This is a genomic window from Paraphotobacterium marinum (assembly GCF_002216855.1).
In the GTDB taxonomy this organism is placed as follows: Bacteria; Pseudomonadota; Gammaproteobacteria; order Enterobacterales; family Vibrionaceae; genus Paraphotobacterium; species Paraphotobacterium marinum.
In genome coordinates this window covers 363,874-377,597 of record NZ_CP022356.1, presented here as the reverse complement: position 1 = coordinate 377,597, position 13,724 = coordinate 363,874, and the positions used below count along the sequence as shown (strand labels likewise).

The window sequence follows — 13,724 nt, the reverse complement described above, 5'->3', positions numbered from 1 at the left end:
TATATGAATAAATTACACTATAACAAGTTTTACACATAACACGCAAAAAACATTAGGTAATTTAATCAAATATATTTGAGGTATCATAAAATGTTAAAAGTAAATATAGCTGCTACTAAATATTTCTTAGCACTAATAGCTCTTATTAATTATATGGGTTTAGGACTTGTCATCACGATTTTTCCAAATTTAATTTTAAGTAATCAAGAAAAATTATTTACAAGTCATTGGGCCTTAACTAATTTATATACATTACTAGGATTATTTTTAGCCATATATCCATTGGGACAATTCATCGGCTCTGGAATTTTAGGGCAAATATCAGATCATTATGGAAGAAAAAAAATCCTGAGTATAACTCTTATTGGAAATACGTGCGGATTTTTACTTAGCGCCTATGCTATATATATATTATCTCCTACTTTATTATTTATTAGTAGAGCTATTTCTGGATTTTTTGCTGGTAACATTTCCGTTATACAAGCAAGTATGAGCGATATTAGTAATCCCAGAACTAAAACTAAAAATTTAGCTATGATACAAATATCATTAGGATTAGCTTGGGTTATGGGTCCTCCTATTGGAGGATGGTTAACTAATCTAAGTATGGGACAACTATCTGGCTTTATATTTCCTTTCTTCTTTATTGGTGTCTTATTATTAATATTAGTCATAATGAACATAATATTTTTTAAAGAAACAAATACTCAGATTAAATCTTTACAACACCCAAATAAAATTAATTTTATCGATACAAAGCACCTTATAACTGTATTCATAGAAAAGAAGTATCGTAACTATTTTTACATTTGGGCAATATTTGTAGCTGGCTGGTGGTTATTTGAAGCATTTTTACCTGCTTTTTTACAGCAATTTTTAAGTTTATCTATGCTGCAAATTGGAAATTTTTTAGCAATAATGGGTATTGGATATGTTTTGGTTGAATATGTATTGGTCATACCCATTTCAAAAAATATTTCTCCAGAAAATATGGTCAGGTATTCTATAATTTTTATTGGTCTATCTATTTTATCCATGCCATTTACTCACTCTTTTGTGTTATTTTGTATCGAAATGTCTATTTTTATAATAGCAATTGGTTTTGCCTTACCTGGGTTAAATAGCAGTATTTCTAACTTGGCACCCCCATCAGAGCAAGGAAAAATAATGGGTTCCATTTCTTCGACTCAAGCCTTATCCACGGTTATTATCTTAATAATTGGAGGATATCTTGGACATTTTAGTTATATTACAAATGTTGTTGTCAGTAGTGTATTATTTTTAGCTAGTGGGTTAATGTTTATATTAATAAACAAAAAAAAGAATGGTATAGCTCTTGCTAAAGATTTTTGAACTTTATTTAACTAGGTTTAAAGTTATGTAATGGATTACATAACATTATTATTACCGCGTAATTTAATAGATCCAATATCAGAAAACAAACTATTAACTATTTTTTAAATTCATAAGGTTCTCATAATAAAAATGAAAGATTTTTCCTTATCCAATAATGTAGGGTGGTTTTCATAAAGAAAATGGGCATCAGGCAATTGATACAAAGTTATCCATATGATTTATATTATTTTTCTTAAATATTGTGAAGTGAGATTCTTCATATTTCTCATCAATAAATGGTCAGTGTCTTACAAATCAAAGGTAGATTATCCATGTTTATAATTTTTATTGGGTTTATTTTTTATATAAAGATAAGTTGTTATTGTATTAGACAAAGGAACAATAAAGCTTATGATGCCAGTAATAAAAAACAAATGAAATATATTATCAGAGATAAATACTTTCGTAAGAAATGGTGTCATAAATTGTCCTAGAAAATAACAACTCATAAAAACAGCCGTTACTCGAGACAAAGATGATTTTTGAGCATGGACGTGTATTTCACCTATAAGAGTAGGAAATAACCAACCAAATCCTATGCCAAAAAATAATATCAAGCCCATTACTCCTATTTCATTATGTAAAAAGGCAATAGAAATCTGACCTAAAGAAAATAATATAAAAATTAAGCAAATTAATGCGTTAGCAGATACCTTTTGATTAATGTAACTTAACATTTTACCGAAAATTGCTGAAATAAAAGCTAATATAGCCATTGCAAATCCAGTAATATATGATGGATAACCTAAATCTTTTCCAATTATGGTAGGTAAAAACACAATCGCCATATAATAAATCATCATTCCAAAAAAACCATAAAAATAATAAACAAGCATATTTTTTTTGGGCCCACTTGAATATACAAACGCATTTTTTTTCTGGATATGTTGAGCATCCCGACCAATTTTTAAATTAATTAAAAGTATTGGCAAAGTGAATATATAGATTATAAAAGGCAATCGCCAATGATATAAAGATAAAAACCCAGATAAGATGACCGATAAACAAGAAGAAACATTAATAAATAATGATTGTTGAGATAAAAATACTTTTTTCTCAGATGGTTGAATGCTATCTCCAACCAGAGAATTCACAACAACCATGATGATAGCTAGCCCAATTCCTAAAATTATTCTGGATACTAAAATAAATTTCAATGAAGTAAGCCATAAACCTGATGTTCCAGCAATTAAATAGAAAATTAATCCTAAAGATAAAGTTTTTTTTTCTCCAAATTTAAATTGTAATAAAGGGACAAAGTGCGAACAAATCGCAACCGATAAAGCAGGTAACGAAACGATCAAAGAAACATAAAAGTAATTATCAAATGCAAGATTTATTGTATTGATGTCTGGAGCAAGCGCAGCATTTGTCATGATCATTAAGCTGCTTGATAAGAGTAATAGATATTTAAACATAGATTAAAACATATAAAATAAATAAGTGATAAATATCAGAATATATAACAACAATTATATTAACAATAACTGATATAGTTGTTAGACTGTTAACAAATAGTTAACAATTATAAAATGTATGGATATTCTATCTTGTATCAAATCATTCACTGCTGTTGCAGAAGAAGGTAGCTTTACTAAAGCGGCCATAAAACTGAAAAAATCTAAGGTGCTTATTAGCCGTCATGTATCTCAATTAGAATCTTATCTGATGACTCGTTTATTTAACCGAACAACGAGGACGTTAAGCTTGACTTCATTAGGACAGTATTATTATGAAAATATTAATCCATTAATTAGTGAGATTACTGACATCAACAGTTTAATTAGAGAACAAAAAAATGGCTTAAGTGGCTCTATTAGAATCTTGGCGCCTAATTCTTTTTCTGAAATAATCTGTATCAATCCGATTTGTTCTTTTAATCAAAAATATCCAAATATAAATATTGAATTAAAATTAAGCAATCAAATTCAAAGTTTATCCAGCGAAGGATTTGATATTGCAATCCGCTCCGGCGACCTAATTAGGAGCGATTTGAGTTTGATAGCAAAAAAGATTTTTTCTTATGACATCATCCTTTGTGCGTCAACTGAATATATCAAAAATCATGAGAAAATCACATGTCCTACTGAATTATCCAAACATCAATTATTAACAGATCCCATTTTAAAAAATAACCAAGTATGGGAATTCTGTAAGGCTGGAAAAGTATCGACTTTTTTCATTGAGCGGAGTTTATGCATGGATAGTGCACAAGCAATTAAAAAGGCACTCCTTTTAAATCATGGGGTTGCTATGATACCAAAGATATTTGTTGAAGAGGAGCTCAATGAGGGAATATTAACTCCATTGCTACAAGAATATAATTTAAAAAAAAGGAATCTTTATATTCTGTATCAAAATAGAAAATATGTACCTTATAAGATCAGATTATTTATAGAAGAAATGACTTCTTATTTAAATGATCATTATGCTTAAAAGCATTCAATTAGCGAATAGCTCGAAACTTGAATTCAACCTATAGTTTTGTTACAACTTTGATAATAAATTATAAGCTGTATTTAATTTCATTAAAAATAAAAGCTTTTTACAATACATTGTAAAAAGCTTTATGAATTAATCCATTTTTTAATTTTATGACTTATTAAGCAATTTTTTGATGATTAAAATATTCTTCTAAAAATAGGGAGTCGATATAGAATTATCCCTAAAACGAATGCGCAAATAGTTGCAATAATCCACTCAACTAAAACAATGAAAAGTGGATTCCATGTTAAATAAGCACTGAAATAATAAATGAGTGGAAATACAAATAGGAGCTGTACCACATATGCCGGGAAAGAAGCCCTTGCTAAAACTTTGGTGATAGGTGTTGAAAAATTCATATATGTTTTAAAGAGATGAAGAATAAATAGTATCATACCAATAGCACAAAATGTTCGAAGAACACACATAAATAATAAAACCATTGAGGGTATATAAAGATTTACAATCTCAATGATTCCAAAAGAAACAATAAATAACAATAATCCAAATAGAGCATATTGAGCATTGATTTGTTGTAACCAATTTTTTTGATAGCTTTGAAGACCGAATATAAAACATGCAATATAAGATGGGAAATATCCTAGATGCGTAAAACCTAAAAATCCATCACCTAATATTTGTTGTAATTGTACTGCCAAGTAATTGATAGGCACCATAAACACACAAAATAGTATAATCTTAAAAAAGCTTGGCAGTGGCTGCTCTGATCTTGTTTGACATTTCACCTTATTAGCAAATTGACTCCAAACTAATGTAAAAACCAGAAGTGTCCAACAAAACCAGGTGACTTCCATGGGTAACCCCCATTGCAAAGTCAAAAACTCTTCAGACAACCAAGATAAATACGAAGTGGAAGAAATACCTAAAAGATGTTTTAAAAGGGTAAAAATGACAGGTCCAATAAACACAATCGTTAATAAAACCACACTTCCTAGTCTGATGATTTTATCTTTATTAAAGGAATGTTTACCTTTTTTTATGAATGAGGGTATCAAAAAAAAGGCTGAGATAAAAAAGAATAAATCCATAAAATATGATTGGTTGAACGTTGTGAAAAAACCAAAAACATCAATATAGTTTGGAAAATATTGTTTATTAAATTCAATTGAATGATGAAAAATAACAATGATAGCTAAAACCCATTTAATGTTATCTATAAAATACATTCTCTCTGGTGTTGTTTTTTGCATAAAAAATCCGTTTATCGTAGTGATTATGTTGTGTTTGAATGAAATGCTATCAAATAATTTAATCTTTCAACAATAATTTAAACTCATTGTTTTAAAAACTAAAAGTAATCAAAATAAAGTTCATAGGATAGCTAGCTCTATTAAATTAATATCTCAATAAGCTCTCAATTCATATATACTTTTATAAGAAATCTTGATCATGTTATCTCATGAAAAAAATAAAATGGCTTTTTAACAAAGACACAAAATGTCGATATGCTTTAGGATATTTAAAAAAAAATCCTTTAATTTGCATTGGAACCAATCCAAGTACAGCAACTCCAGCTTGTTTAGATCATACTGTAAAGAGAGTCAGCCAGTTCGCAAACATGTATGATTATGACTCTTGGATAATGATTAATCTTTATCCGCAGATTTCGACAAATCCCAAACAAGTTGATTTAGAGATGGATGTAAAATTACATGAACGTAATATTTTAGAAATAAAAAAAATGATTCAAAAATGTCCTAAACAATTTTCAGTTTGGGCTGCTTGGGGTAATCTCATCACAACTAGAGACTATTTAAAGAATTGTCTCATTGAGATTATACATGAGATAGGCGAACACGAAAATTGGTTTCAAGCAGGCAATGTTACAAAATGTGGTCACCCAAGACATCCATTATATTTACCCAAAAGTATAAAGCTACAAAAATTTGATGTTAGGGATTATTTGAAACATATGTAAATATAATTACAAATCAATAAGCATGAATTACATTATTTTAAATTCTTAATCTAAAAATTTTTGGAGTAAAAACATAAGCAACTCTATTTAGTATATTTAGATTTTAACCACACCTATAAATTTATCTTTTAGATAAATATAAGTTATTGTTTTTGATGACTAAAAATAATCAAAATATTCATAAAACAGGACTTTTGTCCTAATAAATAGAATAACAAACATATATACTTTTTCATGCAAAGGAAAGCTTTACTATAAAAATAAGAAAATTACAGAATTTTTTTTCTCTATTGAGTTTGAAAATTATAAAAACTTTTAATCGTGATCGACAAGCAAAACGACCAAATACTCTAGCTTGTTTGAATAACTCGGGTATGATTATAACACCAGATATTTTTAACCTTGATTTTAATCATGTTTTAACTCTGCCCGAAATTTATCTTATCTGTAACAGATAAGTGTAGGTTTGAAAGAAATAATGTCAGTTGACATATTTTTCAAAATCATACCTTAAAAATACCAACTCCAAAACTCTTTATTTTCACTTCATTAAGTCCTTATTCATATATTTCATTATAAAGTTATTATGATAATAAATTAAAACTTCATTAGAAAGGATATTATATATGAAGAAAATTATGATGTTAATCTTACCTGTGTTTGTCCTATCAGCATGCAGCACATTGGATACAATGACTAATGCTGATATTAAAAGTGCTTCTGAAACGACTCTTAACACAGGAGCAGAAAATATTACGATTTCAAATGTGGAGCGTAATTACACTAATAATCAAATTAAGTATATAGCCACTGTAAATGGAAAAAAACATTACTGTTATATTCAAGGTATAGTGACTCAAGATGGTATGACACTTTTCCCAGGTGTTTGTGGTAAATAATTTGATGATTAACTGATAAGTTTAAAACAAAATAAATACAATTTTTTGCGATAAACTTATCATTAAGTGGCTAAAGGTTTTCAGCATTTTTCAAAATATCATCTTATATAAAAAGTAAACTTTTAGTGCTTATTATACATGGAAAGTTCAAATGAAAAAAAGTTTAATCCCATTGTTTATGGGTGGGATAGCATTAGGCATCTCTGAATTTGTTATTATGGGGATATTACCGGAAATATCTTCTTCTTTAAACATCAGTATTTCAAAATCGGGACATTTCATCAGTGCCTATGCATTAGGTGTTGTGGTTGGGGCTCCTTTATTGATTGTATTTTCAAGAAAATTTTCACCAAAGATTTTATTGACTCTATTAGCTTTCATGATTATGGCGTTTAATTTTTTGTCGTCACTTTGTTCGAATTACACCTCATTATTAATCGCAAGATTTTTATCTGGTTTACCACATGGTTCTTTTTTTGGTGTGGGGGCTATTGTGGCCATCAAACTTGCAGACGAAGGTAAAAAAACTCAAGCTATTGCAGCTATGTTTGCTGGTTTAACCGTCGCCAATATCATTGGCGTTCCTCTGGGCACTTACATGGCTTACACGATTTCATGGCAGATGTCCTTTATATTAGTCGGAATCTTCGGACTACTCACTATGGTATTAGTCATTTCATGGCTCCCAAATGTATCCAATAACCCGAGTAAGGGGCTCAAATCCGAATTAACTATTTTAAGAAAATTTAATGTTTGGTTAGCATTAATTCTTGTCACTATTGGTTATGCAGGAATGTTTGCTTGGATCAGTTACATTGCACCTTTAATGATTCATGTGACACATCTATCTGAAAACAAAATTCCATATATTATGTCTCTTGCCGGTGTTGGAATGTTGTGTGGTAACATTCTTGGTTCAAAATTATCCGATAGGTTGACCGCTATTAAAACAGTTATTTTATTACTGATATTAATGGTCTTAGGCTTATCGATTGTTTATCAATTTTCTAATATTTTAATCATTTCACTGCTTATGACTTTTATCATGGGCGGTTTATCTTTTGCCTTGGGACCACCTATACAAGTACTATTAATTGAAGTCTTTGAAGGATCAGAAATGCTTGGATCAGCCTTAAGTCAATCTGGAATTAATATTTCCAATGCATTGGGGGCTTTTATTGGTGGAATACCTCTTGCTTATTCCTTTTCTTATACAAGTCCAGTCATTCCAGGAATAATATGCTCTCTAATTGGCGTCTTTATAGCTCTTTATTTAAGACAACGCGTGTACATAAAACAAACAACTAAAAATTATCTTGCAAATCAAGTTTCATCATAGAGAAAAATTATAAATAGGTATAAAAAACCCTCAATCATGTGGGCTCCAAAAAAATGACAATAAATAAAGGAACTCATACAAAGGAATAAAATGCATGAAGAGGTGTGAAGATTTCTAGTAAAACATTTTGAAATCCTCTGTTTAATTGAATAACCTTAATTTTTGCTAGCAATCAAAGAGGTAATGATTATAAAATAAATAGGTACAAACAAATTTTGTTCACTTGTATTTAAATTGTACAAATTTACACATAATTAACAACTAAAACTAGAAAAACCTCATTACTTACAAAGTTTTTTTAGTTTAAGTTAACTTTTTATTTTAGGACTATATTAATAAATAAGGATTCTGATGAGTAATAAAAATTTAACCTTTTTATCTTTAATCATTATTTGGTTAGGGGTATTAATAGCATGTATATTTGGAAAACCTTTGATATCTGGGTCACAACAAGAAGTTTTGCGTATTGGCTTAGTTACTTTAATTTTAGGAGGTTTATTTGCTACAAAAAATGTTTTTGAAAATTTCAAAATAGCCAAAGAAAATAATTTTAATAATTATAAGGTAGTTATAATTTCAAGTATTGTTATTTGGCTAATAGTAATAATTGGAAGCATATTTTCTCCTAGCTTTATAACTGGATCAGATCCTACTTCATTGCCTCTATTTATTATCTTTGGTCCATTTCTAGGTTCTTACTTTATAAAACTATCTGCTCAATTTATTATTTTTTTAAAAGAAGATGTTTAGTTTATAACAGGGACGAATGATTTCCAAAAAATAAAAAATAGGTCTACAATCCAAAGCATAAAGCTAAATATTAATTTTTAGCTTACTTTTAAGAATTAAATATTTTTCAGCCCCATAGAGATTAATAAACTGGAGTGGAACATATTTGATTCCATATAAAAGTATAGTGCAGGTTGGATCGCCTCCATAAAAAAACCCACAACGTTAAGACATTGTGGGCTTCATTTATTTTCACATATGCGTTTGCAACTGTTCCTAGATTATTGGGCAATCTTTTCCTCTTATCGATTTTTATTTGCTCTACTATTCATTCTCATTTCTATGACTCATAATAAGTGATCGACATATAATCGCAAACACAAAGAATCGAAGTAGGGTAGTTTCGATAAAAAATAATTCAACAATTCATATAGTTATATTTGAATATTTTACATACACCTTGATAATTTATACCTTCTTGGTAACTTAATAGCTCCTCTAGATGTTAGGACACCAAGGATTACGACACCTATACCAAGTAAAACTAAAATATTCGGAAAATGACCACTTATAATCGTAATGAATACAGTAAATACTGGCATAAAATTAAAATAAATTGAGATATGATGTGCACCAATTTTCTTTGTTCCGTTTATCCAGAACAACTGGGGAAGGACTGTACCTATAGTGCCAATATAAAATAAATCTGAGATAATTTTAGGTGATTGTCCCTCAAAAATATTATATAAATGGTCATTTGTGAAGAAAGCAACAATCATTAGGCCTAATGTCCCAAAAATCATGGTATAAGTTGTTGTTTGAACAGTCGTAGAATCTTTAACATATTTATGAATACATACATTATATATTGTCCAACACAATAACCCACCTAGCATTATCAGATCCCCACTCGTGAACTTAAGATGTATTATATTTTCTAATGAACCTTTGCAAAGTACAATCGCAACACCAATAAAACTAATCAACATCCCTATACCTTGTATTTTAGATATTTTTGTTCGATATAAAATACTGCCATTTAATCCTGTTATACCTATGATGCCTAAAACAAAATACGCTCCAATGTTCTTGCGAAGTGCACTCAAATTATTTTTTTCTTTAATTATCATATACAAAAAAATATATATTTCTTGAAGAAAATATATTTATTTATGTCTTTTTTAATGCCTAAAATGATATTTTAAAGCATTCATTCAAATTGATATGATATGCTCTTATGAAATTTATAAAACGATAAAAAAATAAAAAAGGAATGAACACACATGATTAATCTAGCTATCATTGGAACAAGCTCGATCACTGAAAAATTTATTGATGCTGCCCTTGAAACTAATAAATACAGGCTAAAAGCAATATTTTCCAGAACAATGGAAAAAGGACTCGATTTTGGTAAAAAATATCATTGCTCATTAGTTTTCGACGATTTAGATGAGTTTGCGAAATCAAATGATTTTGATAGCGTTTATATTGCAAGCCCAAATTCACTTCATGCACCTTACGCCATTAAGCTTTTAAAACATGGCAAAAATGTCATTTGTGAAAAACCTCTTTCATCCAACTATGCATTATCAAAAAAAATGTTTGATGTTGCAAAAGCAAATGATGTGGTTCTGTTTGAAGCATTTAAAACCCCTTATAATCCAAATTTTAAAATATTAAAGGACAGTCTTAAAAATGTAGGAAAAATACGGTCTGCTTTTTTCTCTTTTTGCCGATATTCATCGAGTTATCAAGAATATTTGGAAGGAAAATCTCCAAATGTTTTTAAACCAGAGCTTTCAAGTGGCTCTCTTATGGACATCGGTTATTATATGGTAGCCGTTGCGGTAGAATTGTGGGGTAAGCCTTCGAATACGCAAGCTTTTGGTCACCTGCTTGACTCAGGTGCTGATACCAACGGTCAAGTCATTTTAGAATATGATGATTTTAATGTCCTGATCAAACACTCAAAAGTAAGTAACTCATTTTTATCCAGTGAAATTCAAGGTGAAAAAGGGTCTATAATCATTCCTAAATTAAATGCCGTTGATGAAATCGAAATAAAAACAAAAGATGCTCAAGTTCAGAAAGGGGGATTACAAAATAAAAATCATATGGTTTACGAAGCACTAGCATTTTCAGAAAGAGTTGAGTCGTCTCAAATGAAAGAAGAAGAGATAAATCGTTCATTGATTGTTTCAGAAGTTTTGACTGAAATCAGAAAGCAAATTGGCGTTGTTTTTCCAGATGATTATTAATGGCTTATTCTCTAAAGCTATGAGATAAAATAAACCCGCAACGTTCGAACATTGCGGGTATAATTTTTTCACACATCCATGTGCAACTGTTCCTATTTTTTTAGGAAATCCATTCCTTTTATCGACCTTTCCTTGGTCAGTTACTCGTCCTCAGTACTATCACTCATCCTAAGTGATGTAGCTATGATAGCTAACAAATATAAATAAAGTGGGGTTGGATGTACAAAAACCACATTGTCATAAAATTGTTATATCTGTATGTTACTGATTTAATGAGATTTATTTTCATAGTCCGAAGTTAAGTTACCCATATTTCTCATGTCCCAATAGTCAATGTCTCACAAAAATAAACGTCAATTAACCATATTTAAATTTTTTAGTTCTAAAAACCCTCAAAATGGAGGGTTTAAATATAGTCAAATGTTTAGTTAAGTAACGGTGCTAAAAATAAAATTTTAAACATTAAATTAATTGAAAACAAAAATAATAACCTCTTTAGTGTCTTCTTCATCATTTAAAAAATTTTTAGAAAAACTTGTTTAAATGAGAAGCTATAAGTCTTTTAAACTGATCGAGTCTGTTTTTAAAGATACTTAATTATAAAGTTTCAATAAGTTTAATTAATACGGGCATAACAGCCAAAACTAGAAAAGCAGACATGCAATAATTAAATATTCTTCTTTTAGTTTCATCCATTAAGAATTTCTTAAGAAAAGATCCAAAGAGTAACCACATACCAACACAAGGTAAGCAGACAAAAAGAAAAATCAAAGAGATCACCAAATCTTGACGATAAACATGCTCGCCAACTGTCATGTATGCTGCAACGGCTCCCGCAGATATAGCCCAAGCTTTTGCGTTAAGCCATTGGATAAGGACAGCTTTTACGAAAGAAAATGGTTTTTTTTCCTTTTCCTCATCACTACTTTTTGATGACATAGATATTAAATAAGCAAGGTATAGAAGATACATCGTACCTAACCATTTCAACACAATATGTAATTCAGGGTACAGCTCAAATAACTTAGAAAACCCGAGCCCCACTAAAAATAACATTAATGTGAATCCCAAACAAATACCAAAAAAGTGAGGTAAGCTCCTTTTTACTCCGAAATTTACCCCAGATGACATAATCATCAATGTATTGGGTCCAGGTGTTGCCATGGTCGAGATGGCAAACAAAACTATAGCAAACGTATGTTCCATATCTTATCCTTATTCTTATTCTTATTATCTAATAACGAAGCATTTTAATACTCTTCATTACATGGCTATTTTTTCACCCTAGCACTCAGCATAACTTAAAATAAGGACAAAAGTACCAGATCAGAAAAAAAATTTTTATCTTTGTAATTTTACTAAAAAGCAACTACAAAGGGGTAATGATTGTCTAGCATATGGAGCTGATGATTGTTGCTCATTAAACATTTCAAGAAAACACAAACATTCTTATTTTGCTTTGTAAGAAAATACCATGATCTATGCTAATACAGTACGTATTGAGCCATTATTTCATTCATAGTGTCACACTAAAAATGTATCACTCATATAACATATCTTCTTCTTTAAAAGTAATAGATTTTTTTTATCATTGAAATAAAAGACCATTTGGTCTAATATATAATGGTCATATGGTCTAAATTCCGGAGGGTTGCAATGGCTAGTACTGAACTAAAAAGTTTTAAACCAATTAAACCTAATCAAAACGCCAAGACAAACTTTTGGTTTAACCTTGGAATTGAAGACAATAAAACAGCTCGAACAGATGCTGTGCATGAAGGATTCAAACCATTTGTTTACCACAAAATTTTAAAAAAAGCCAAATTATCTCAGAATGAGTTCCACCGTGTAACGCTTATTCCGCTCAGCACAATTAAGCGTCGCCTAAATAAAAAGGAACGTTTTAGCATTCAAGAAAGTGATGCTATGTATAGACTAGCAATGCTGCTTAAATTAGCAACTGAACTATTTAATGATGAGAAAAAAGCATTAGATTGGATGAAAGAAAGCGTCTATGGTTTAGGTGGAAAGAGGCCACTTGATATGGTCTCGACGACCGTAGACTTTGAAATTGTAAAAGATCTAATCGGTAGAGTGGAGCATGGGGTTTTCTCCTAATGCAACTTTATCGTCTTACACAGAAGAAATTTGCAGAAAATCCCTTTAGTCCTATCGGTGCAAAGCTTTATGGTGGCAGATGGAACTCTAAGGGAACAGAGGCTTTATATTTTTCAGAATCAGAATCGCTGTGCTGTTTGGAAGTATTCGTTCATGTCAATAACGATCCAAGTATCATCGATCAATACGATCTATATCGTATAGAAGTAAACGATAAACTCATTGTAAAATTAGATGAAGAAGACCTACCTAAAAATTGGCAAAGAATCCCAGCTGGTGAGGAAACACAAGAAATTGGAGACCAATTTTTAAAAATAAGTAAGCCCAAATACGCTGCTCTACAAGTCCCATCCACTATTTCGCTAAGAGACAAAAACTACCTTGTAAATCCAAGCCATCCAGCTATGGAAAACATCTTTAAAAAACATGAAAAGTTAACATTTAGATTTGATGTGCGAATTTTCAAATAAATATGAATATCAGTTCGACATAATTAGCACAAAAAACATGTATAAAAAAACCCTCAAAATGAGGGCTTCAAAAAAATGAATATAAATAAACAA

The 13,724-nt window shown here is 29.9% G+C and carries 13 protein-coding genes; 9 read left to right on the top strand and 4 right to left on the bottom strand.

Annotation, left to right across the window (positions count from 1 at the left end; all coding sequences use genetic code 11):
* Positions 1–90: 90 nt before the first annotated feature.
* Positions 91–1,353, top strand: a complete 1,263-nt coding sequence (locus tag CF386_RS08875; protein ID WP_089074081.1) for an MFS transporter — start codon at positions 91–93, stop codon at positions 1,351–1,353.
* Between the two features lie 308 nt (positions 1,354–1,661).
* Here CF386_RS08875 and CF386_RS08870 read toward each other — a convergent pair whose 3' ends face one another.
* Positions 1,662–2,813, bottom strand: coding sequence for an MFS transporter (locus CF386_RS08870; protein ID WP_089074080.1), 1,152 nt, complete (start codon positions 2,811–2,813; stop codon positions 1,662–1,664).
* A 118-nt stretch (positions 2,814–2,931) separates the two neighbouring features.
* On the opposite strand from CF386_RS08870, the gene CF386_RS08865 reads away from it, so the two are divergent.
* Entirely contained in the window at positions 2,932–3,831 is a 900-nt protein-coding gene (locus CF386_RS08865; RefSeq protein WP_089074079.1) for a LysR family transcriptional regulator, read from the top strand.
* Positions 3,832–4,016: 185 nt separating this feature from the next.
* Here CF386_RS08865 and CF386_RS08860 read toward each other — a convergent pair whose 3' ends face one another.
* Positions 4,017–5,090: an acyltransferase family protein gene (locus CF386_RS08860; RefSeq protein WP_089074078.1), complete on the bottom strand. Its 1,074-nt coding sequence runs from the start codon at positions 5,088–5,090 to the stop codon at positions 4,017–4,019.
* A gap of 209 nt (positions 5,091–5,299) precedes the next feature.
* Here CF386_RS08860 and CF386_RS08855 point away from each other — a divergent pair, with 209 nt between their 5' ends.
* The 4 genes from CF386_RS08855 (at position 5,300) to CF386_RS08840 (ending at position 8,806) form a co-directional block, all read left to right on the top strand.
* Complete coding sequence (locus CF386_RS08855; RefSeq protein WP_089074077.1) at positions 5,300–5,818, top strand: DUF1643 domain-containing protein; 519 nt, start codon at positions 5,300–5,302, stop codon at positions 5,816–5,818.
* Positions 5,819–6,444: 626 nt separating this feature from the next.
* Entirely contained in the window at positions 6,445–6,717 is a 273-nt protein-coding gene (locus CF386_RS08850) for a putative periplasmic lipoprotein (protein WP_089074076.1), read from the top strand.
* Between the two features lie 151 nt (positions 6,718–6,868).
* Positions 6,869–8,056 carry an MFS transporter gene (locus tag CF386_RS08845; protein ID WP_089074075.1) on the top strand — a complete coding sequence of 396 codons (1,188 nt, stop codon included), beginning with the start codon at positions 6,869–6,871 and terminating at the stop codon, positions 8,054–8,056.
* Between the two features lie 351 nt (positions 8,057–8,407).
* A complete protein-coding gene (locus tag CF386_RS08840) occupies positions 8,408–8,806 on the top strand; it encodes a hypothetical protein (protein WP_089074074.1) in 399 nt (132 codons plus the stop codon).
* Between the two features lie 428 nt (positions 8,807–9,234).
* On the opposite strand, the gene CF386_RS08835 is transcribed toward CF386_RS08840, so the two are convergent.
* Positions 9,235–9,891 (bottom strand): DMT family transporter, encoded by a 657-nt coding sequence (locus CF386_RS08835; protein ID WP_158522354.1) that lies wholly within the window; start codon positions 9,889–9,891, stop codon positions 9,235–9,237.
* A gap of 177 nt (positions 9,892–10,068) precedes the next feature.
* Here CF386_RS08835 and CF386_RS08830 point away from each other — a divergent pair, with 177 nt between their 5' ends.
* On the top strand, positions 10,069–11,043 hold the full coding sequence (locus CF386_RS08830) for a Gfo/Idh/MocA family protein (RefSeq protein ID WP_089074072.1): 975 nt from the start codon (positions 10,069–10,071) through the stop codon (positions 11,041–11,043).
* 597 nt (positions 11,044–11,640) lie between these two features.
* Here the strand turns inward: CF386_RS08830 and CF386_RS08825 are convergent.
* Entirely contained in the window at positions 11,641–12,249 is a 609-nt protein-coding gene (locus CF386_RS08825; protein WP_089074071.1) for a LysE family translocator, read from the bottom strand.
* Between the two features lie 450 nt (positions 12,250–12,699).
* Here CF386_RS08825 and parS point away from each other — a divergent pair, with 450 nt between their 5' ends.
* Entirely contained in the window at positions 12,700–13,161 is a 462-nt protein-coding gene (gene parS / locus CF386_RS08820) for a type II RES/Xre toxin-antitoxin system antitoxin (RefSeq protein ID WP_089074070.1), read from the top strand.
* On the top strand, positions 13,161–13,631 hold the full coding sequence (locus CF386_RS08815; protein ID WP_089074069.1) for an RES family NAD+ phosphorylase: 471 nt from the start codon (positions 13,161–13,163) through the stop codon (positions 13,629–13,631). The genes parS and CF386_RS08815 overlap by 1 nt, the downstream gene beginning before the upstream one ends.
* Positions 13,632–13,724 lie beyond the last annotated feature (93 nt).

Bases quoted from the DNA above. Each gene is read 5' to 3' on its own strand.
- CF386_RS08825 (WP_089074071.1), bottom strand. From the start codon at position 12,249: ATGGAACATACGTTTGCTATAGTTTTGTTTGCCATCTCGACCATGGCA.
- CF386_RS08850 (WP_089074076.1), top strand. From the start codon at position 6,445: ATGAAGAAAATTATGATGTTAATCTTACCTGTGTTTGTCCTATCAGCA.
- CF386_RS08865 (WP_089074079.1), top strand. From the start codon at position 2,932: ATGGATATTCTATCTTGTATCAAATCATTCACTGCTGTTGCAGAAGAA.
- CF386_RS08875 (WP_089074081.1), top strand. From the start codon at position 91: ATGTTAAAAGTAAATATAGCTGCTACTAAATATTTCTTAGCACTAATA.
- CF386_RS08860 (WP_089074078.1), bottom strand. From the start codon at position 5,090: ATGCAAAAAACAACACCAGAGAGAATGTATTTTATAGATAACATTAAA.
- CF386_RS08870 (WP_089074080.1), bottom strand. From the start codon at position 2,813: ATGTTTAAATATCTATTACTCTTATCAAGCAGCTTAATGATCATGACA.
- parS (WP_089074070.1), top strand. From the start codon at position 12,700: ATGGCTAGTACTGAACTAAAAAGTTTTAAACCAATTAAACCTAATCAA.
- CF386_RS08840 (WP_089074074.1), top strand. From the start codon at position 8,408: ATGAGTAATAAAAATTTAACCTTTTTATCTTTAATCATTATTTGGTTA.
- CF386_RS08815 (WP_089074069.1), top strand. From the start codon at position 13,161: ATGCAACTTTATCGTCTTACACAGAAGAAATTTGCAGAAAATCCCTTT.
- CF386_RS08830 (WP_089074072.1), top strand. From the start codon at position 10,069: ATGATTAATCTAGCTATCATTGGAACAAGCTCGATCACTGAAAAATTT.
- CF386_RS08845 (WP_089074075.1), top strand. From the start codon at position 6,869: ATGAAAAAAAGTTTAATCCCATTGTTTATGGGTGGGATAGCATTAGGC.
- CF386_RS08855 (WP_089074077.1), top strand. From the start codon at position 5,300: ATGAAAAAAATAAAATGGCTTTTTAACAAAGACACAAAATGTCGATAT.